Source organism: Streptomyces sp. NPDC111516 (genome assembly GCF_055635345.1).
This window is the reverse complement of the sequence record NZ_JBVKBV010000003.1, coordinates 331,124-350,773: the sequence shown is the minus strand read 5'-3', so window position 1 is coordinate 350,773 and position 19,650 is coordinate 331,124. Positions and strand designations below refer to the sequence as shown.

At 66.4% G+C, this 19,650-nt stretch carries 21 protein-coding genes and 1 tRNA gene; 13 read left to right on the top strand and 9 right to left on the bottom strand.

The annotated features are described in order from the left end of the window. The 3 genes from ACZ7L9_RS09565 to ACZ7L9_RS09555 form a co-directional block, all read right to left on the bottom strand. Complete coding sequence (locus ACZ7L9_RS09565) at positions 1 to 960, bottom strand: bifunctional MaoC family dehydratase N-terminal/OB-fold nucleic acid binding domain-containing protein (RefSeq protein ID WP_471413968.1); 960 nt, start codon at positions 958 to 960, stop codon at positions 1 to 3. Beyond that, on the bottom strand, positions 957 to 2,132 hold the full coding sequence (locus tag ACZ7L9_RS09560) for an acyl-CoA dehydrogenase family protein (protein WP_471414133.1): 1,176 nt from the start codon (positions 2,130 to 2,132) through the stop codon (positions 957 to 959). Before ACZ7L9_RS09560 ends, ACZ7L9_RS09565 begins: the two co-directional genes overlap by 4 nt. Positions 2,133 to 2,367: 235 nt before the next feature. Then, positions 2,368 to 2,679 carry a hypothetical protein gene (locus ACZ7L9_RS09555; protein WP_471413965.1) on the bottom strand — a complete coding sequence of 104 codons (312 nt, stop codon included), beginning with the start codon at positions 2,677 to 2,679 and terminating at the stop codon, positions 2,368 to 2,370. A gap of 328 nt (positions 2,680 to 3,007) precedes the next feature. On the opposite strand from ACZ7L9_RS09555, the gene ACZ7L9_RS09550 reads away from it, so the two are divergent. Further along, the gene (locus ACZ7L9_RS09550; RefSeq protein WP_471413963.1) at positions 3,008 to 3,919 is read left to right on the top strand and encodes a bifunctional DNA primase/polymerase; all 912 of its coding nucleotides are present in this window, start codon (positions 3,008 to 3,010) and stop codon (positions 3,917 to 3,919) included. A gap of 474 nt (positions 3,920 to 4,393) precedes the next feature. On the opposite strand, the gene ACZ7L9_RS09545 is transcribed toward ACZ7L9_RS09550, so the two are convergent. After that, entirely contained in the window at positions 4,394 to 5,548 is a 1,155-nt protein-coding gene (locus ACZ7L9_RS09545) for a hypothetical protein (protein ID WP_471413962.1), read from the bottom strand. A 364-nt stretch (positions 5,549 to 5,912) separates the two neighbouring features. Between ACZ7L9_RS09545 and ACZ7L9_RS09540 the strand changes: the two genes are divergently transcribed. From ACZ7L9_RS09540 to ACZ7L9_RS09530, 3 genes are all read left to right on the top strand, one after another. Beyond that, positions 5,913 to 6,212 (top strand): hypothetical protein, encoded by a 300-nt coding sequence (locus tag ACZ7L9_RS09540; protein WP_471413960.1) that lies wholly within the window; start codon positions 5,913 to 5,915, stop codon positions 6,210 to 6,212. Next, entirely contained in the window at positions 6,209 to 7,303 is a 1,095-nt protein-coding gene (locus ACZ7L9_RS09535; RefSeq protein ID WP_471413959.1) for an LPO_1073/Vpar_1526 family protein, read from the top strand. The genes ACZ7L9_RS09540 and ACZ7L9_RS09535 overlap by 4 nt, the downstream gene beginning before the upstream one ends. 167 nt (positions 7,304 to 7,470) lie before the next feature. Continuing rightward, complete coding sequence (locus ACZ7L9_RS09530) at positions 7,471 to 8,004, top strand: NUDIX hydrolase (RefSeq protein ID WP_471413958.1); 534 nt, start codon at positions 7,471 to 7,473, stop codon at positions 8,002 to 8,004. On the opposite strand, the gene ACZ7L9_RS09525 is transcribed toward ACZ7L9_RS09530, so the two are convergent. Then, complete coding sequence (locus ACZ7L9_RS09525; RefSeq protein WP_471413957.1) at positions 7,982 to 9,328, bottom strand: hypothetical protein; 1,347 nt, start codon at positions 9,326 to 9,328, stop codon at positions 7,982 to 7,984. The genes ACZ7L9_RS09530 and ACZ7L9_RS09525 overlap by 23 nt on opposite strands. 123 nt (positions 9,329 to 9,451) lie before the next feature. Between ACZ7L9_RS09525 and ACZ7L9_RS09520 the strand changes: the two genes are divergently transcribed. The 6 genes from ACZ7L9_RS09520 (at position 9,452) to ACZ7L9_RS09495 (ending at position 13,604) form a co-directional block, all read left to right on the top strand. Continuing rightward, the gene (locus ACZ7L9_RS09520; RefSeq protein WP_471413955.1) at positions 9,452 to 9,646 is read left to right on the top strand and encodes a hypothetical protein; all 195 of its coding nucleotides are present in this window, start codon (positions 9,452 to 9,454) and stop codon (positions 9,644 to 9,646) included. A gap of 74 nt (positions 9,647 to 9,720) precedes the next feature. Continuing rightward, complete coding sequence (locus ACZ7L9_RS09515) at positions 9,721 to 9,975, top strand: hypothetical protein (RefSeq protein ID WP_471413953.1); 255 nt, start codon at positions 9,721 to 9,723, stop codon at positions 9,973 to 9,975. Further along, positions 9,963 to 11,081 carry a radical SAM protein gene (locus tag ACZ7L9_RS09510; RefSeq protein ID WP_471413952.1) on the top strand — a complete coding sequence of 373 codons (1,119 nt, stop codon included), beginning with the start codon at positions 9,963 to 9,965 and terminating at the stop codon, positions 11,079 to 11,081. The genes ACZ7L9_RS09515 and ACZ7L9_RS09510 overlap by 13 nt, the downstream gene beginning before the upstream one ends. Further along, positions 11,078 to 11,215, top strand: coding sequence for a hypothetical protein (locus tag ACZ7L9_RS09505; RefSeq protein ID WP_471413950.1), 138 nt, complete (start codon positions 11,078 to 11,080; stop codon positions 11,213 to 11,215). The genes ACZ7L9_RS09510 and ACZ7L9_RS09505 overlap by 4 nt, the downstream gene beginning before the upstream one ends. Before the next feature lie 105 nt (positions 11,216 to 11,320). Continuing rightward, a complete protein-coding gene (locus ACZ7L9_RS09500) occupies positions 11,321 to 12,142 on the top strand; it encodes an aminoglycoside phosphotransferase (protein ID WP_471413949.1) in 822 nt (273 codons plus the stop codon). 598 nt (positions 12,143 to 12,740) lie between these two features. Further along, on the top strand, positions 12,741 to 13,604 hold the full coding sequence (locus ACZ7L9_RS09495; protein ID WP_471413947.1) for a Shedu anti-phage system protein SduA domain-containing protein: 864 nt from the start codon (positions 12,741 to 12,743) through the stop codon (positions 13,602 to 13,604). 106 nt (positions 13,605 to 13,710) lie between these two features. Here the strand turns inward: ACZ7L9_RS09495 and ACZ7L9_RS09490 are convergent, their stop codons facing one another. The 4 genes from ACZ7L9_RS09490 to ACZ7L9_RS09475 all read right to left on the bottom strand — a co-directional run bounded on the left by ACZ7L9_RS09490 (position 13,711) and on the right by ACZ7L9_RS09475 (position 16,543). Further along, entirely contained in the window at positions 13,711 to 14,088 is a 378-nt protein-coding gene (locus ACZ7L9_RS09490) for a hypothetical protein (protein WP_471413945.1), read from the bottom strand. 112 nt (positions 14,089 to 14,200) lie between these two features. Next, positions 14,201 to 14,437 (bottom strand): hypothetical protein, encoded by a 237-nt coding sequence (locus tag ACZ7L9_RS09485; RefSeq protein ID WP_471413944.1) that lies wholly within the window; start codon positions 14,435 to 14,437, stop codon positions 14,201 to 14,203. Positions 14,438 to 14,676: 239 nt separating this feature from the next. After that, a tRNA-Ser gene (locus tag ACZ7L9_RS09480) sits at positions 14,677 to 14,761 on the bottom strand. 279 nt (positions 14,762 to 15,040) lie between these two features. Beyond that, positions 15,041 to 16,543: a S1C family serine protease gene (locus ACZ7L9_RS09475; RefSeq protein WP_471413942.1), complete on the bottom strand. Its 1,503-nt coding sequence runs from the start codon at positions 16,541 to 16,543 to the stop codon at positions 15,041 to 15,043. Positions 16,544 to 16,761: 218 nt separating this feature from the next. On the opposite strand from ACZ7L9_RS09475, the gene ACZ7L9_RS09470 reads away from it, so the two are divergent. From ACZ7L9_RS09470 to ACZ7L9_RS09460, 3 genes are all read left to right on the top strand, one after another. Beyond that, the gene (locus ACZ7L9_RS09470; protein ID WP_471413941.1) at positions 16,762 to 17,595 is read left to right on the top strand and encodes a glycerophosphodiester phosphodiesterase; all 834 of its coding nucleotides are present in this window, start codon (positions 16,762 to 16,764) and stop codon (positions 17,593 to 17,595) included. 53 nt (positions 17,596 to 17,648) lie between these two features. Then, positions 17,649 to 18,254: an ATP-binding protein gene (locus ACZ7L9_RS09465; RefSeq protein WP_471413940.1), complete on the top strand. Its 606-nt coding sequence runs from the start codon at positions 17,649 to 17,651 to the stop codon at positions 18,252 to 18,254. Between the two features lie 236 nt (positions 18,255 to 18,490). After that, positions 18,491 to 19,456 carry a DUF5926 family protein gene (locus tag ACZ7L9_RS09460; protein WP_471413939.1) on the top strand — a complete coding sequence of 322 codons (966 nt, stop codon included), beginning with the start codon at positions 18,491 to 18,493 and terminating at the stop codon, positions 19,454 to 19,456. Positions 19,457 to 19,650 lie beyond the last annotated feature (194 nt).

Genomic DNA, 19,650 nt, shown 5'->3' with positions numbered 1-19,650 from the left:
TCAGCCCTCGCCTCCCCGGAAGACCGGAAGCTCCAACTCCGGGTCTGCGCGGAGGAATTCCAGCCGCACCGGCATTCCCGTCCGCACCTTGTCGTACGGCACCCCGATCACATTGCTGACCATCCGCACCCCCTCCGCCAGCTCTATCAGCGCCACCGCATACGGCCCGCCCCCGTCGGAGGCGCTGAAGGCGGGGAAAGGCGGGTGGTGCATCACAACGTGGCTGAAAACCGTGCCGTCGCCACTCGCCTGGACCGTGTCCCATTCCTGGCAGCCGCACGCGTTGCAGCCGGGCAGCCAGGGGAAGCGCAGCGTGGCGCACTCGCCGCACCGCTGGATCAGCAGCCTGTGCTCGGCGACGCCCTGCCAGAACCCGGCGTTGTCCCGGTTGATCACCGGCCTCGGGCGCGGGCTCCGGCCGCCGGGACGCGTCGCCCCCTTCGCCGCGGCCGGCGCGTACTTGAGGATCCGGAAGCGGTGTGTCCCGGCGAGCTCCCCCTCCGCGCGGACGTCCATGCGCGTCGTCACGAAGTACCCCGTCCCCAGCTTGGTCGTCTTGCGTTCCGAGACGGACTCGATCACCGCGTCGAACGTGATGCGGTCGCCGGGCCGCAGCGGCCGCAGATACTCCTGCTCGCAGTCGGTCGCGACCACCGAGGTGCAGCCCGCGCCGTCGAGCAGCCCGAACAGCTCCTCGTACGCCTCGGAGCGGTCGGTGTGCCCCGACAGACCGCCCATCGTCCACACCTGCAGCATCGTCGGCGGGGCGATCGCGTCCGGTCCCGCGTAGGCGGGGCCGGTGTCCCCCATCACCTCGCACCAGTGCCTGATCATCGGCTCGTTGACCGGATCCTTGCCGACGCCCGCGGTCGCGGCGGCCCGCCCCTCGAACACCTTGAGCCGCTCGTACAACCGGTCCGGCCCGCCCCGTTCCGCCCGCCGTTCCCGCGCGCCCGTCACCGCTTGCCCCTCTTCATGCCGAGCCGCATGGTCGCGACGATCTCCCGCTGCACCTCGCTCACTCCGCCCCCAAAGGTGTTGATCTGCGCCGCCCTGTTCATCCGCTCCAGCTCCCCGTCCCCGAAGGCGCCGGGCGAACCGCCCCGGATCGTCCCGGCCTCGCCCGTGATCTCCTGGCAGATCCGGTACACCTCGACCGCGCTCTCGGTCCCCACGAACTTCACGCCGCTCGCCTCGCCGGGCGCCAGGGAACCCGCGCCGACATCCCCCACCAGGCGCCAGTTGAGCAGGCGCGTCGCCGCCAGCCGGGCGTACGCCTCGGCCAGCCGGGTCCGCACCCACGGCTCGTCGACCGGACGCCGGCCCGTGACCGGGTCGGGGGTGCGGGCGAAGGCGAGTGCCGCCTCGTAGAAGTCCTCGGCCTGCATTCCGATGGCGGCGAGAGCAACCCGTTCATGGTTCAGCTGGTTGGTGATCAGCCCCCAGCCGTCGTTCTCCGCGCCGACCAGATGGGTCACGGGCACCCGTATCCCGTCGTAGTAGGTGGACGTCGTGGTCAGCCCACCCACGGTCTCGATCGGCGTCCAGGAGAACCCGGGGGCGTCCGTCGGAACCAGAATGATCGAGATGCCCCGGTGCTTCGGCGCATCCGGGTCCGTACGGCAGGCGAGCCAGATCCAGTCCGCGTTCTGCGCGTTGCTGGTGAAGATCTTCTGCCCGTCGATCACCCAGGAGTCACCGTCCCGCACGGCCCTGGTGCGCAGCGCCGCGAGGTCCGTACCGGCCTCCGGCTCGCTGTAGCCGATGGCGAAGACGAGGTCGCCGCGGAGGATCCTGGGCAGGAAGTACGCCTTCTGCTCGTCGGTCCCGTATTTCATCAGCGTCGGTCCGACGGTGTTGAGGGTGACCATCGAGACGGGCGCCCCCGCCCGGTAGGCCTCGTCGAAGAAGACGAACTGCTCGTCGGCTCCGCGGCCCTGGCCGCCGTACTCGACTGGCCAGCCGAGTCCGAGCATCCCGTCCGCGCCGATCCGGCGCAGCAGACGGCGCTGCCCGGCCGGGGCCTCGGCCCCGGGCGCCGCCCCCGCATCCCTCCTGGGCATCACCTTGCGGAAGTACGTACGGAGTTCGGCGCGCAGCTGTTGCTGACGCTCCGTCTGGGCGAGGTGCACGACAGCTGCCTCCCGGACACAGGCGTACGGATACGGACGTACGGATTCGGGCACACACTCAGGGTTTCTGACTGTCCGTCAGATCCGCCTGCCCTGTCAAGGTCGACGACACCCCGACACGGCCACCGGTACAACGCGAAGCGGCCTGCGCGAGTGCACCCAGGTGCTTTCGCGCAGGCCGCCGTTCAACCAGCCGTGAACCGACCCCCCGACCGGCCCATGACCGGGCCCCGGCTCACCAGAGCTTGGTGAAGTTCACCGCGAGGTACTCGTTGTGCTGGTCGACCACGGTGAACGCCGATCCGTTCACCTGCGCGGAGTTGCTCCGGTTCGACGCGCCGGAGCCGACGGCCTGCTGCTGCGATGTGGACGAATTGCCGGAGTTGTTACCGCCGACGCCGCTGCCGGCGATCGTGGCAACAGCCGCGTTCGATCCGTCGTTCGCGAACGAGCCACTGTCGGCCTGGGCCACGCCGCTGAAAAGTGCGGCGGCGAGAGGCAGGGCTGCAACAACGGCGACGGCACGAGCGGTACGGATGCTTGCCATGTCAATTCCTCCAGGAACCGAAAGTACGGCTTGTTCCGGGGCAGTTGGCCGACCGCCCCGGCTTGGTCACGACGTCGCGACGGCAGAGTTGCCCACCGGATCCCCGTCGAACCACCCACACGATCCGATTCCCCCGCAAGCGTGAGGAACATCTGATAAACCCTCGAGCGCCGCCAAAGCCTCGGCTCGCACCGCTCCCGCACCCCCTCCCACAGCCACCGGCCCCGCCCGATCCCGTACCCCGCAAGAGAAGAAGCGTTCCGGCACCCCAGCCGACCGACACCCTCACACTCTTCCCTTCCTCGAACATCTGTACGAAAATAAAGCCATGGCCACCATCGACCGGCAGACCGCCACCCTGGCCCTGGCTCACGCACTCTCCGCCGCCGAGCGCGGGCTCCCCGTCATCCCGCTCTCCGCCGGAAAGCTCCCCGCCCTGCCCTCTCCGCACCGGAACGAGGACCGGCCGGTCACCTGCCGGGGCGCCTGCGGCCTTCCCGGACACGGCGTCCACGACGCCACCACGAACCTTGCCGCCGTCCGCGCCCTCTTCGCCGCCGCCCCCTGGGCCACCGGCTACGGCATCGCGTGCGGCCGGCCCCCGCACCACCTCATCGGCATCGACCTGGACATCGACACCACCGGCAGAAGCGACTCCGCCGCATCGCTCCGGCAACTCGCGCTGCACCACCTGTTCACCATCCCGCCGACCGTCATCGTGCTCACGCCCAGCGGCGGCCGCCACATCTGGCTGACCGGCCCGCCCGGCGTCTGGGTACCGAACTCCGCGAGCCGCCTCGCCCCCGGCATCGACGTCCGGGGCGCCGGCGGCTACCTGGTGGGCCCCGGCTCGGTCACCGCCCATGGCACGTACCGGCTCGCCCCGGGCACCGCCGACCTCCCGCCGGCCCCCTGCCCCCGCGCACTCCTGCACCTGCTCAAGCCCCCCGCACGCCCTCACCACCCCGCGGCCCGGCCCGAACAGGGCCGGGGACTGGTCCGGTTCGTCCTCGCGGCACACGAGGGCCAGCGCAACACACGGCTCTTCTGGGCAGCCTGCCGCGCCTACGAACACGGCTTCGGCGACGCCCTGGCGGACGCCCTCACCCACGCCGCCGTCCGCACCGGCCTCACCGAACGCGAAGCCCGCTCCACCATCGCCTCGGCAGCCCGCCTCGCCACGAGCTACGAGAACGGGCCCGGGACCGCCCCGTCCGGACCGTCGAGCCCGACGACGTGACAGGCAACGAGATCGACTGCATCTGGTCTCTCATCGAGCGGACACCGACGTACTCAACGGTCCCCACCCGTGCGTCGGGCCGAATGCGTACGGGGCAACGCCAGGAGCACAGAACCTTCCGCTGCCCGTACCACCGCCGCCGAAGCCCGGACCGTTCGGAGTGGCCCCGCAGGCGCACAGGCCGAACGACTTGTGGACCACCGGCCCAGAACGCCCGGCCCCACGAGAAAGGGGCACCCCTGATGAGGGGCGCCCCTTCCGGTCAGCGCGCTCGCCGACGTGTGGCGGTGGGTGTGGGATTTGAACCCACGGTGACATCGCTGCCACGACGGTTTTCAAGAGAGTTGTACTACGGATAACTTCACTCGTCTGAACTGGCCCTTTGCCTCTTCCCTGCCCGGGTACTCTCCGACGTGGTCCATGCCTGGTCCACCGGCTCCAGCACTACGCCCACAAGGAACAACTGGGTACGCGTCACTCAAACACGCGGCCCGCCGGCCATGGCGTCAACGATGGCGCCAGTCGTTGAGGCTTCTCTAGGGCTTCGATGCGAGAGTTCGCTAGCGGAGTGCAGTAGCTGATTACCCCCTGCGAGATTTCCACGAGAAGCGAAGCAACAATCCTCACATCGTAGAGCGAATGCACATCCATCTGAATCTCACCATCGGCGTCAATATCATAGATAGACACATCGATGTCTGCACGAAATTCAACAACGGCATCCAGAGTGAGATCCCTAAGCGCTCCGGATTCACCTTCACCACGTTCTTCGTCGAACTCGAATTCGGTTCCGATGTCCGTCACACTAAGAACCTCATGCAGATGACGGAGCGTAACGCTGTGAATCTGACACTGAGCCCCCTGGAGGTCTTCCAAAAGGAAGCTCGGATCCGCATCAAAATGGCCGAGATCGATATCTGGCTCCACCCAGCCATCATAGGTGTTCGCCCGCAGATCAGAAATCAATTCGGCGAAGTGTAGCTCAATTCGACGGGCCAAACCTTCAGGCCCGCTCACAAACTGGAATAGGGTCTTATTCAGATCATGGATGTTCAGCATACGCGGAGGGTTCACACGAAGCTCTCTACACGTCGCCGCGACATCCCGATCGCTACTCAGGAGCACAATGCTCTCAAAGTCTCCCCCAGCCTTGCGCAAAACATCCCTCAACCAAGCGGAATCCGACGCGCCGGTCTTGACGCCGTCCTTGCGACGCCCCGGCCCTGTTTGAAGTATCTGATCACGCAGACCTTCCATCGCCGAGTCACCAGTAAGTTTGACAAGAGTGATTCCAGGGACAGCAGAGAGATTCCCGAGGAACTCCCCAGAAATTCCTCTATCGCCCCCTTGAGGCAGAATAGGCATTTTTGCTGCAAGGCCCCCCTTCTGCATTGTGCGAAATATGGGCGAGACCGTCACGCGAAAAGCCTCAACTTCTCGGGACAAATGCTCAGCCCACTCCCATGCCACCGGCTCAGGCACCCATGTCTCAATCCCAACACGAGTAGCCAGGTCAGCCAATCGACGCAGAAGGTCCAGGTTGGGTAGACCTTTACCAAAAGCATTTGCATCAATAACGATCGCCTGAAGGGAACCCGGGCTCAGCTCTAGCGCCGCCGAAGAATTCATTTTCGCATTATTACAGGCGGACGGTGCTTAGGGTATGCCTTTCTGAACTTTGGCTTGGGGATGTCCGTGCGGGTGCGGCCGGCAACCTCTGAGGCAAACAGACTGCTGCGGTTACCACAGGTGGGCGCCGAGCCGTGATGCCACCTCCGCTGTAAGAGATAGCGCAGCCGGTTGGCGACTGAAGATCTCAGAGGTTGCTATGCCGCCGGCTCCTCGTTCAGCTCACCGTCCCGGACTCCAGCCACTTTGGTCGTCACATGTACGCATCTCACCGACTTCGCAACACGAGCAGCACCGGCGTAGAGGAGCCAACTTCTTCCGTCAAACAGCTGACAGGCCAAGGAGACGCGTGGAAACTTGGACCATGACGATCACTCAACGGCGGATGCTTTGGGGCGGGACCGCCATCACCGGTATCGGAATCATCGGTCTCAGCGTGTGGCTCGGGCTCGAAAGGGCCGCGATGCTAGGCAGCATCGTCGGATCCATTTTCGGCCTTACTGCGGCCGCCATCGGGTTCCATCAGCTATTCAGCACGCGTGAAAATGCTGTACAAAATAACCCCACGCGACAGTCACAGCAGAGCGGCGCAAGTTCCGTAAACATTCAAGCCGGGTCCGACATTTCGATCGGCAATGATAACAGATTCGGCAGTCCGCGATGAGGAAGTGGATCACCCAGAAGCAATCAAGCGGCGATAAGTCGATCAACGTTCAGGCTGGCGGGGGGGTCCACATCGGGATCGGATACCGAGATGCGAAAGATATCGCAAGGGAAACGGCCATGGAGGTGTTTCGGGAAAACTTCACCCGGCTGGCCAATGAGGCATGGAGCACAGCCCAACTCCGTGCTGGAGAGTTCATCGATCACTTCATCGACGGGATCTACGGATGGGATAACCCTCCTCTCGGTCAACTAAATGACCCTGGCATACAGTCTGTGCTGTTCTCCGCTCAGTCAGGTTACGCCAAAAGCGGAGATCCTGAGCTTGGCGACGTTTTGATCGAATTGCTATTCGAGCGACTGAAACATAATCAAGAGAGAAGTACGGCACAGCTAGCTGTATCCAAGGCGATAGACCTGGCGGAGAGTCTTTCTGGTCCGCACCTCGCTCTTCTCTCCTGCAATCTCTTGATGAAGCAAATTATGCCAGCACATGCGAGCAGTGTTAGCGAAATAGCATCAGCAATAGCTGGCATGCTCAGGCCGCTCATCGAGAGCATCGAGTCAATCCGGCCATCGGATCTAGATTATCTTGCGGGCTTGGGGTGCGTCATCCCCACCATGGGAACTTTAACCTTGGGCAAATATGCCGGAATGAACCTTCCCGGGCTCTTCAATCGAGGCTTTACGGATAAGGAGATGATCGACGCCCACCTTTTGATGGGCACCCCTATCGCTAGATTGACAAAGGCCGACGAGTATCGCTACACGGTAAACGCTATCACTAAGATAGAGCTCCTAGATCTCCTCGAAGTCCACGGAATGCAGGACATCGAAGAGACGGCGATGCGCGCACTCGTGGGGCCAGTTATCAATGAACACGAGATTGAAAGACTTCTTTCTATCGAATCAGCCGAGCTATCCCACGCCCTCGACCTTTGCAACACCTTGGGCATCCCTGGATATCTCAACACTGCAATAGGCTCGGCCATTGGCCACGCAAACATGCGACGAGCAGTCCCAGAATTTTACTTGCCCTTCGACTCTCTCCTGAAGGAGACCCCGAGAGTCAGACCACCCCGCTTCGTCTGACGCTCGGAAGATGTCCACCCAAGCCCGGGCTGATATCAAACCGATTCCCCCCCATCCCAGAGCCCAGTCACATTGGGCAGCAAATCAGCTCTATTGACTGCCAGACGACAGTCGCAGAGCGCAGGCGGCTCTGCGATGCTGGACGCCGATCGAGAGGGGCCGCAGCGATGCAGTGGAAGATCCACGGGGAACGTCCGATCTACGAGAACCAGTGGGTCAACCTGTGGTTGACCGATGTGGAGCAACCGGACGGACGCCGATGGGAGTACCACGTCGTCAAGCTTCGGCACCTGGCCGTGGCTGCCGTTGTCAACGAGCGGCAGGAGATCCTGATGATGTGGCGGCACCGCTTCATCACGGACTCGTGGGCCTGGGAACTGCCGATGGGTCTCGTCGAGGAAGGGGAGAGTCCCGCCGACGCCGCCGCGCGTGAGGTTCTTGAGGAGACCGGCTGGCGGCCCGGCCCTATCAAGCCGCTCATCTACGCCGAGCCGGCCAACGGCATCACCGACTCCCAGCACCACGTCTTCCGGGCCGACGGCGCGACGTACGAAGGACCGCCGACCGAGAAGAACGAGTCGGACCGGATCGAGTGGATCCCGCTGGCCGATGTACGGGGCATGATCGACCGCCGCGAGATCGTCAGCAGCGGCTCCCTCGTCGGGCTGCTCTACGTGCTCATGGACGAGGCGATCCGCTGACCTGACGGGGCAGCACTTCCCGAAGCCGGGCCTCGAACGCCACCACGGCCGGATCCCGGCGGAAAGGCTCCAACTGCTCGTAGAACTCACTGAGGTGGCCTGCGACTCGTTGCGAACTGACGGCCGCCGCCGGGGCCAAGGCGTCCATGGCCGTGTGGCACGCCTCGTCGAGTTTGCCGCGCTGGAGCTGGGTACGGGCGAGCCAGAAAGCGTGGAAGGCGCGGCCTCGGTGATTCGATTCGTGTTCACGGCGTAGGGCGTCCGCGATCAGTGGTTCGGCGAGGGCGGCTTCGCCGAGGCGGCCGTGCGCGATGCCGGTGTCCACGATCAGCTTCGGCTCGTCGAAGTAGGCGACCCAAGCCGGGTCCGGATCGCCGGTGCTGATCCGACCGAAGTGGGTGTGGGCCTCCGAGATCGCCGTATGGGTGGCGCTGCGGTTGCCGAGGGTGGCGTGGGCGAAGGCTTCGCGCATCGCGAGCATGGCTAGGACGCGCGGTGTCGTCCCTGTGACCGCTCGGGCCTGGTCCTGGGCCGCCGTGACGAGTGCGAGGGCGTCGCCGGGCTTGTCCTGGTAGGTGGCTTGGAGGCTCATGCAGGCGAGGACGTTGGCCATGAACCGATGGTCGTCGATGGCCTTGGCCAGGCCGAGGGATTCGGTGAAGTAGGCGCGTGCCTGGTTGTACTGGCGGGCGTCGAAGTAGGTCCATCCGGTGAGCCGGGCCAGTTCGGCGGCGATGCTGTGCAGGCCGTCCCGCAGAGGAGCTGGACGTTGCTCCTTGAGGAGATCGACGACGTACCGGAGCTGGCCGACGACCGCGGGCCGTAAGGTCTCGCCACCGTGTTCGTCGTCCCGGCGCCAGTAGTCCGCGATCGACGAGTGCAGCGCGTCCAGAGTCGACGGGCTGAGGTCCCGCTCGGCCGCCATGGCGAGGATGCTGTCCACATCCGCTCCCGGCAGCCCTGCGGCCAGGGGCTCGACAACTGGGACCGGGGCCTCGGCCGGTTCTCGGGGCGTGACCGTCAGACTCTGCGGGGTCTCCCAGGAGCGTCGGGCAAGGCCGAGCATGTGCCCGGGGATGCGCAGCCCGTCCGAGATCCGTTCGATCACGTCCATGTGCAGCAACTGCCTTCGTCCGGCGATCACTTCACCCACACGGCTCGGGGTGAGGTCGCAGCGACGCGCGATCATCGACGGATAGATGCCTGCTCGCGCTTTGACCAGCTGAAAGACGCGGCCGAAGTCCCTCGCCCGGCATGCCTCGATCATCGCTGGATCCGTGAGCAGGCTGACCGGGAGTTCCTTCGAGCGAGGTGGCTCGGGCATCGGGCACGCTCCGGCATGAGGACTACGGATCGCTGCACTTGGTCAACCAAGGTTGATGGTACCCAAGTTGGGTAATCCGCTTGGCCTTTCTGGTGGAGCCTCCGGATCGCGATGCTCCTGACCATGGCGAACGGACAGGACGACGTACGGATGACGCTGCGGGTCTCGCGCGACTCCGGCCAGACGTGGGGGCCTCTTACCGAGGTACGCGTGGATGACGACCCGGCACTCCCGGACAACCCGGGTGGCTTCCCGCCGTGCGCCTGCCGTCGGTGCGCGGAGCAGTACTCGGTGGGCGCCCTTCGGCGGGTGTCGTGATGCGGTGCACGCACTGGCGCTGGGTGCCCATGGATCTGGCGCGGGAAGCGCGGGAGAGGTCGGCTGCGGAGTGTGTGGACAGGGCCGTGCAGTGCCAGCTGTCCGCGCACGACGACGGTGAGCACTTCGGCCTCCTTGCGGACGCCGGCGAGTACGGGACCGCGCTGTGGCTCCGCTGGCCCGGTACGACGGCGTTGGAGCTGGCCGTACTGCCGGACTGCCCGGCGGTCGCCCCGGGGCCCGACGGTGAGGGCTGCTGCCTGTTCGCCGACCACTCCGATCAGCACACCTGGGAAGACACCTTGGAGGAGGTCCCGTGCCCCAGCTGATCGCGAGCCCGTACAACGGAACGTTCCTGATCGCCCGCCCCGGTTCCAAGGGCGGCATGCGCATCCCCCGGACGCTGTACGAAGAGCTGGCCTCGACCGCAGAGAGCAGCAGCCCTCTGCCCGCCTGGCTCCTCGACCACGCCCGAGCGGCCTGGAACGTGGAACTGGCGGACACGGCCATGCGGGACGCCGTGCTCGTACGCCCTGAGACCCGTCTCGGCTACGGCCGTGCCACATACGAGATCAACAAGGGCTGCAACTTCAACTGCGAGCACTGCTACCTCGCGGAGCGGAAGTTCGAGGGACTGCCCTGGCCGGACAAGGTCCGGCTCCTGCGTTTGCTGCGGGACGCCGGAGTGCTGTGGCTCCAGTTCACCGGCGGCGAGCCGCTGATCGACCGGGACTTCTTGGACGCGTACGCGCTCGCCCACCGCTCGGGGATGCTGATCGAGATCCTGACCAACGGCTCCCGGCTCCACCGCCCCGAGATCATCGAGCTCCTGCGCGACCTGCCGCCGCACAAGGTGACCGTCTCCCTCTACGGGGCGACCCCCGACAGTTTCGACTCGCTCACCCGGAAGGCGGGAGCGTTCAAGCTGGTCGAGAAGGGGCTCGTCGCGGCACGCGAGGCCGGCATCGCGCTGGAACTGGCGCTGATCATCACCCGGCACAACGCCCACGAGCTGGACGCCATGCGCGCCCTCGCGGAGCGGTACGGGGCAAGCCGTCAGGAGTACGGCACGATCTCCCCCACGTACACGGGCACGCCCGAACCCCTCGCCGCGCAGGCCCCTGGCTTCCTGGACAAGAGCAGCGTCTTCAAGGGCTGCCCCGCCGGTCACACCTTCTTCCACGTCGACCCGCACGGTCTGGCGACCATGTGCAAGGTCGGCCGCGAGAACCCCATCAACCTCATGACCGAGGGCTTGGACGGACTCCTCCGTCTGCCCGGCATCGCCGATGCCCAGATGCTTCGCACCGGTGGCTGCGGCGGCTGTCAGCTCTCCGGCACCTGCCGGGTCTGCCGACCGCTCGCCAAGGCGTACCAGGAGGCGAAGGCACCACTGAACACCTACTGCCAACACGGAAGCGAGGAAGCGTCATGACCGCTGTCATGGTGGAAATCAGCCCCCGGCCGCCGGCCACGGAGGAGCCCGAGGGGGTTGTCCTCCTGGACGACCTGGAGGTGCTGGCCGAGGGAGCCATCCCGGGCTGCAACGACGACAACCCGTACCGGTAGACACCGGGCCGGACAGAACCGCAGGGGCTTCGGGACGTTCATCCACCCGAAGCCCCCGCACCACTGAGCACCCACATGCCCGCACCCGTGGAAGAGTGAAGCCCCATGGCGACCACCCGCATCGGCCTCGACCGGCTGCCGTCCGCCGCCCGCGCCGCCGTCGAAGAACACACCGGCCCTCTTCTCGCCGTCGCGGAGGCCGCCGAGGGGTTCAACAGCGAGATCGCGGCCCGCGTCACCTCCGCCACGGGTACCTGGCACGTCAAAGGTCTGCGCACCGACCACCCCCGCGCCTGGACCCAGCGCCGGGAAGCCGTCGTCGCCCCCTTCCTCACCGGCCTGGCCCCCGCTCTCCTCTGGCGTGTCGAGACCGCCGGCTGGGACCTCCTCGGCTTCGAAGCCCTCGGGGGCCACCACGCCGACTACTCCCCCGGCTCCCCCGACCTCCCCGAGGTCGCTGCCCTCCTGCGCCGCCTCGGCGAGACCCCCTGCCCCGGCATCGAGCTCCGCCATGCCGAGCAGCGCCTGGAGCACTACGCCGCCCGCCCCGACGACCTCCGCTTCTTCGCCGGGAGCCATCTCCTCCACACCGACCTGAACAACGCCAACGTCCTCGTCGACGACCACGCCATCTCTGGTGACCGAGCCTGCCTGGTCGACTGGGCCTGGGCGACCCGTGGAGCGGCCTGGCTCGACGCCGGCTACTGGGTCATCTGGCTCATCGCCTCCGGCCACACCCCCACGTCAGCCGAACGCTGGGCCGCCGAGATCCCCTCCTGGCGCACCGCCCCCGCCGAGGGCATCACCGCCTTCGGCGCCGCCAACGCCAACGTCTGGTCCGAGATCAGCACCGCCGATCCCGACCCGTGGACCCTGCGCCTCGCGACCGCCGCGACCGCCTGGCACGCACACCGCGAAGTCGGTTGAACCGAACGCTCCCCTCGGGGAAGCCGACCGAGCGGTCGGCCGGAGCGGCTTTGGCCGGTGTCCTGTTCGGGTTGGGGTCGGGCATGTTCAGGGGGCCGTACGCTGGCCCGGCAACTCGCGCAACGTCCACCCCGACCGCGTACCCGATAAGCAGCGCCCCAAGAACCTCGATAAGTTCGACAAATTATCCAATGCCTACAAGATCGCATATGTGGCACAAGTGCCAGGATGGGAGTCATTCGAGAGCTTTCTCAATAATCGCCGCCGGAACACGATTGGGCACGCGACAGCACATCACGGCCTCCAGACAGGCCGCATCGTCAGTGATGAGAGCCCCTTCGGGATGACGTATCTCGAGTTCCTCAGCGAGGTCCTTGGTGTCTTCGAAGCGCTTTCGACCCTCGCCCAGGTGCTCAGGGCCAGCCGTGTTGCTTCCTCGCCAGACTTCGACTCCTGACGCGAAAGATCATTCCATTAGGAGTTCCAATAAGGGGCAACAACCCAAGCGTCTGACCAGTACCCTGAACCGGTGGAAAACACAAGTTCACCCGGGAGACCGTTTCGCACAATCGGGCCGGACACCGACCCCTCACGCCCCATGCCGCTCCCATGGGAGAAGTATTCGGACAAGGCACTCGCACAGTGGCACACGCTCCTCAGCGAAGACCCCGAGGAAGACGCCATTCAGTCCTTTCTAGAATTGCATCCGTCTATGATCCCGGGAGGAAGCGGCGATGTCGGCCCCGGAGGTCATCACGGATCCGACATGGGTGCGGTTTTCCGTCGCCCAAGGCTGGAGGGAGCTGGCCGATCATTCGAACCGGACTTCATGTGGATCACACGGTCGTCCGGACTTGTCACACCCATCCTGATTGAGATCGAGAAGCCCTCAAAGCGCTGGTTCAAGCAGAACGGTCGACCAACCAGCGAGTTCACTGAGGCCCGCGACCAACTCAACGACTGGCGCTCCTGGTTCGCACGCGAAGGGAACCAAGCGATATTTCGCGAGAAGTTCCTTTTCCTCGGAGATCACTACCTCGACCGACCACTTGAACCACAGTATGTGCTGACCTACGGGCGGGAGTCGGAATTCAGGGTGGGTGGAGGCCATGCGAACCCAAACGCCTTGAGATACAAGCGGGATCAGCAGAGAGGAAGCAGCGAAACGTTCATGACGTTCGACGCATTGCGCCCGCGATACGACCATTCTGGGTCTATGACCCTGACCATGACGTCGCAGGGGCCCGAACTTTTCGCCTTCTCACCCGTCTACGGGACGAGCGCCTTCGTCGGCGCTGGGGCCTTGCTGCTGGGAGACCCGGACGGCGCTCTGGCACGGTCCGTCATGATGAGCGAAGAACGGCGCACATACCTTTCGGAGCGCTGGCGCTATTGGCAAGATCACGCGAGGCAATCGACCGACACTAACGATCGCTATGTGCGCAGCATAGGGGTCGAGTAAGACATAGAACCACGATCCCCTTCAATAGCAAGACGCGCGCCGTACCGAAATCCGCCTCCCCCCAGAGATAGTAGGCGGATTTCGCTTCCCAGACGGAATCGCCCTCTCAGGCAAGGACGCCGGCTGGATACTTGTCGATCGATCGCGTTTCGCGATTCCAAACCCAAACATCGCTCTTGCGCCACATCTCCGGAAGTTCCGTCACGGGGATGGCAGCGGGGTCGTCAGCGTACGCCTGTTCACCGTTGTACCCGTTTCGGTACCCCGTGGTGATGGGCGTAGGACGCCAGTTCGGGTCTCCAATGAGAATCGCGTGTGCCCTAGTCATCGAGAAGCAGCTGTACTGCTTGATCTTTCCGTCCGTTTCCTCGCACAACGGCGCTCTCCACTCACGCTCGTGCATCCGCTGGGAGTTCTCGCGTATGGGTACGGCCCAGTGCCCAAGACCAGCATCGGCGAACCGCTCGTACACGTCTTCGGTCACATAGGCGACGGCTCCACCGTCGTGGCTGAGTACGCCAGCCCGGGTGACAACTACACCCCAAGGGCCGAACCCTCGATCGGCGATTAGATGGGCAAGATGATCTGGCGGGCTCTCAGAGAAACAGACGAAACGCCTGCTGCGCGCCAAACGGGGGATACCCGTAGAGCCGGCCGGAGCCGAGGCTGGAGTCCAGCCGCTCCTGGGCCGTCATCTGGCGGAACTCCTCAGACACCTTAAGCGTGAAGCTCGCATACTCACCGCGGCTGGTGAAGTGCACCAGTGTGTCGCTCTGCGCCGGGCCAGCGCCCTGAAGCGCAAACTGCTTGCCGTCCCTCTTGGCCCAGCCCACTCCACACTCCCCTGCTGATGCTCGCTAGTTGAGCCTTCATACCGGGTCGCCGCGTGGATCACGAGGTCTTTCTCCTGCCTGACCGCTGCGCCACAGACGGCTTGCTTGGTCCACGCCTGGTCCACACACCGTGATCCAAAGGGGTACAGGGGAGGGTCAAGGTGAGACAGGACCCATGACGAAGGGGTGCCCCCTCGGTCGGGACACCCCTTCTGATCAGTACGTTCTCTGACCTGCTGCGGTGGGTGTGGGATTTGAACCCACGGTGACTCGCGCCACGACGGTTTTCAAGACCGTTCCCTTAGGCCGCTCGGGCAACCCACCCCTGCCCCGGCCACCTGCGGCGGAGCGCCTACAGAGTACCGGCTCATTGATTCCGCCGGGGAATCCTGCACAGAGGATGGTCACGGGCCTCTCGAGGACCGCCGCCACGCCCCCGACGGTCCGCACCGGGAGTGCTGCAAAGGCACCCATGTCCTTCTCCGCCGGCCGGCGCCGAGGCCCGGCCCACTGGTTGAGACGCTCCGGCATCCCCATTGGTCCGGCGACCGGTCATCGCCCGGGTGGACGCGGGATCAGCGTCGGGGGTATCCGGCCGGTCCGTCAGCTGTCGCCCTTGCGCTCCCCCAGGGTGACTTCGGTCGTTGCCGTCCTGCCGTCGCGCTTGTAGGTCACGGTCACCCGGTCGCCGGGTTTGTGCGTCCAGATCTCGCCGATCAGCGTCGGACCGCTGTCGATCACGGTGTCGTTGAACTTCGTGATGACATCGCCCGCCCGGAGGCCGGCCCTGGCCGCGGGGCCGTCCTTCGACACGGCTGCCGTACCGCCCGCGCCCTGGTCGGAGATGACCGCGCCGCCGGTCTTGCCGTCCATCACCACCGTGGCACCGATCACCGGGTAGACCGGCTGGCCGGTCTTGATCAGCTGCTGGGCGACGTTCGTCGCCTGGTTGATCGGGATCGCGAAGCCGAGGCCGATGGAGCCCGCCTGGGTCTGACCGACATTGCTGCCGGCCGACTGGATGGCGGAGTTGATGCCGATGACCGCGCCGCGCGAATCGAGCAGCGGGCCGCCGGAGTTGCCCGGGTTGATCGAGGCGTCGGTCTGCAGGGCGCTCATGTACGAGTTGCTGCCACCGGAACCGTCACCGGAGGCGACCGGCCGGTTCTTGGCGCTGATGATGCCCGTGGTCACCGTGTTGGACAGACCGAACGGGGCGCCGATCGCGATCGTCGAATCGCCGACCGCGACCCGGTCCGAGTTGCCGAGGGACAGCGGGGTGAGCCCCGACGCCGGGTTCTTCAGCTTCAGAACGGCGACGTCGTAGCCCTGCGCCCGGCCGACCACCTCGGCGTCGTACTTCTTGCCGTTGGAGAAGGTCGCAGTGAGCTGACCGCTGTCCGCCGCGGAGGCCACCACGTGGTTGTTCGTGAGGATGTGGCCTTCCTTGTCGTACACGAAGCCGGTGCCTGTACCGCCCTCGCCGTCACCGCCCTGCGCATCGATGGTGACCACGCTGGGCAGCGCCTTGGCGGCCACGCCCGCGACCGTGCCGGGATCGCGCTTGAGGTCCTGCGGACCGGTCGACGCCGAGACCGTGGTCGAGCCGCCGTTCCGGTCGGCCGCCCAGAAGCCGAGGGCGCCGCCGATACCGCCGGCGACCAGCGCCGCCGCCACCACCGCGGCCACCAGGCCGCCGCCCGTGCCCCGCTTGCGCGGGCCTTCGGGAGAGTGGAGCTGAGCCGGGGCACCCCAGACCGGACCGCCGCCGCCGTCCGCGCCGTGGTGCGCGTACGCCGGGACGGCGGGAGGGGGCGGGGGCCAGTTGGCTTCGGCGGCCGACCGGAACCCGGGGGGAGGCGTGGCCGGAATGGGAGCCGTGTGCGCGGTCGCGTCCGCCGGTTCGCCCGTCGGGGGGAGCGGCTGCCGCGCGGTTGCCGCTTCCGGCGCCTCCGGGTGCGCCGGGGCGGGCGTGGGTCCGTGTGGGGACGCGGGCGTGCTCTCGGGCGACCCCTGAGGAGCGTCGGCCGGCACTGGAGGTGCGGACGGAACGGGCGGAACGGCCTCGCCCGCAGTGCCCTCGTTACCCTCGTTCTCTGTGCTCACAGCTTTTTACTCCTCGGTTCCACATCATTTTCGGTAAGAGATCCGCTGTGTACGTGTCCCGAGACAGCTTTTCCCACGACACGTCAGGCCACTGTAAGCAGGACCTGTGCATCCGCACGCCAATCCTTACATCCGGCAAAACGGCCCCCCCTGCGAGGCGCGCGCGGCCGCGGCGCGAGCTGTACCCAGCACTCCCTCCTCGGTGACACCATGACGCAGTGACCCACGCACGGCAGCAATCCACCCAACCTCCCATCCAGGTCATCGCCCACCGGGGCGCGTCCGACGACGCCCCCGAGCACACCCTGGCCGCCTACCGGAAGGCGATCGAGGACGGCGCCGATGCCCTGGAGTGCGATGTACGGCTCACCGCCGACGGTCACCTCGTCTGCGTACACGACCGCCGGGTGAACCGCACCTCCAACGGCCGCGGTGCCGTCTCCACACTGGAGCTCTCCGCGCTCGCCGCCCTCGACTTCGGCTCCTGGAAGGACCGCGAGGAGTCGGAGTCCCCGGACTGGGATCCGGTGCCGGGAGAGCTCACCTCCGTACTCACCCTGGAACGGCTGCTCGAACTGGTCACCGAGACGCGAGCCGCCGGGCGCCCGCTCCAGCTGGCCATCGAGACCAAGCACCCCACCCGCTGGGCGGGCCAGGTCGAGGAGCGGCTGCTGCACCTGCTGAAGCGCTTCGAACTCGACGCGCCGCCGGCCGGCGGCCCGTCACCGGTGCGGATCATGAGCTTCTCGGCACGCTCCCTGCACCGCATCCAGGTCGCGTCACCCACCCTGCCCACCGTCTATCTGATGCAGTTCGTCTCACCACGTCTGCGTGACGGACGGCTGCCGGCCGGGGCGCGGATCGCAGGCCCGGGGATGCGGATCGTACGCAGCCACCCCGGCTACATCGAACGCCTGCACCGTGCGGGCCATCGCGCACACGTCTGGACCGTCGATGAACCGGAGGACGTGGAGCTCTGCATCGATCTCGGTGTCGACGCAATCATTACGAACCGCCCGAAACAGGTTCTGTCACAACTGGGACGCTCTTAACATCAGTTACAGGGAGTACACCGGCGCATTCGAACCGTACTCGATCGTTGCAAGTGCGTCACTGGCAGGCGATTGGCCGGTTTCCGGTCCAGTCCGGAGGGGCATCCACTCCGTGGCGTGGGGCAAAGGAGGTCTCGGGGGTGGCGTTGGTGGTGGCACAGGAAGTGCTGACGTCGTCGAGCATGGCCGTACCCCATGGCCCTGCGGGCGTGGGTCAGGCGCGGCACCGGATGCGTGAGCAATTGCGCAGCTACGGGATGCCGGATTCGGTCGTCGACGATGCTGTATTGATCCTTTCCGAACTACTCAGCAACGCCTGCCGTCACGGCAGGCCACTGGGTCGACACACGGATGTGGGTGACGGCGACATCCGCGCCGCATGGCGCGTGGACAGAACGGGCGGGCTGACCGTCGAAGTGACGGACGGAGGCGGTCCGACCCGACCGATTCCGGCCACACCATCGGTGACGGCGCGCGGCGGCCGCGGGCTCAACATCATCAGCGCGCTCGCCGAGGAGTGGGGCGTACGCGACAGTGTTTCCGGCGAAGTCACCGTGTGGGTCCTCGTCAGCGAGGGGCACGGGCGGGTGTCCGGAGTACCGAGTGCGTCAGGGCTCGACGGTCCGGGCTTCGCGGACGCCTTCGACGACGTGGGCTGACGTTCCCGCACGGGCACGGGCACGAGTACGGGAGTGTGCGACGACTGCAGTACGAGCAGTCGCACCGGCACACGGATCGGTGGACGGACGTACAGGCGGCCAGGTCGGGCGGCGTTCGCGCGGGCGTTCCGTACCTCCACAACCGCCCGGCGTGCGGGCGCATGTGCCCCGGACGCGACACGGGCCGCTAGGCTCGCGGCCCAGACCGCACTGTCGCAATCGGGAGAAAGCCCACCATGGCCAAGAAGCGCCCTCAGACCAAGGCCGGGAAGCAGCAGCTCAAGGATGGCGAGATCCCGGTGGTGGGGGCTCGCGAGCCCTGCCCGTGCGGTTCGGGCCGCCGCTACAAGGCGTGCCACGGCCGCGCCGCCGCCCAGGCCGTGACCGAGCTCGTCCACCGGCCCTTCGAGGGGCTGGCCGGTGAGTGCGACTGGGTCGCTCTGCGCGAGCTGGTGCCCGCAGCCACGGTCGAGCTGACGCTGAAGGGCGGGCTGCCCGAGGGCGTGCCCTCGGTGACGCTCGCGACCGTCCTTCCGATGGCATGGCCGGCGCTCCGCCGTGACGACGGTTCGGTGCTGCTCGCCCTGCAGAACGACACCCCGTCCGGTGACCTCAGCCGTGACCTCGCGGACACGCTGCAGCGGGCACTGGCCGCCGAGCCCGGTTCGCCCGTGGCCGCCCGGCGCGCACCGGCGGAAGGTCCGCGACTGCAGGACCTGCTCGACCCCGGCGCGGCGTTCGGGCCCGTGGTCCACTCCGGCTTCGAGTTCTGGGTTCCGGACGCGGAGAACGCCACGCCCGAGGTGTCCGCGTCCCTGGAGCGTGCGAACGAGGCGGCGATCCCGACGTCGCGGCTCTCCGGAGTGGACGCCGCGTACTGGTGCGAGACCCCGGAGAAGAACCACCTGCGCTGGGTCATGCCCCACCCCGAGGAGCAGCTCCTCGACGCGCTCGCCCGATTGCACGCCGCCGGCACCTCGTCGCTGGGCGAGGGGACACGGCTGGTCGGCTCCTTCCGGGCGCACGGGCTGATGGTCCCGGTCTGGGATCTGCCGAGTGCGATGGGGGCCGCGGAGTGCGAGAAGCCCGCGGCCGAGCTCGCCGAGCGGCTGACTGCGGCGCTCGCTTCGGACGCTCCGCTCACCGCCGAGGAGCGGCGGGCCCGCGGCGGGCTCACCAACCGCCAAGTGACGCTCAGCTGACAGTGACGATTCCTCGGGCCGTGCGGTGATACACGTCACAACTCCCCGTGCTCGGAGGTAAATCGCTGTCCGAATACGTGAGATCGAATTTGCGAACGACAGATCTCTTGTTACCGTTCTAGAAGCCCGGTCGCTGGTGCATCCCCCGTCGCCAGCGACCGGGCATCCTCATTTCCGGATACGGCGCGCACCGC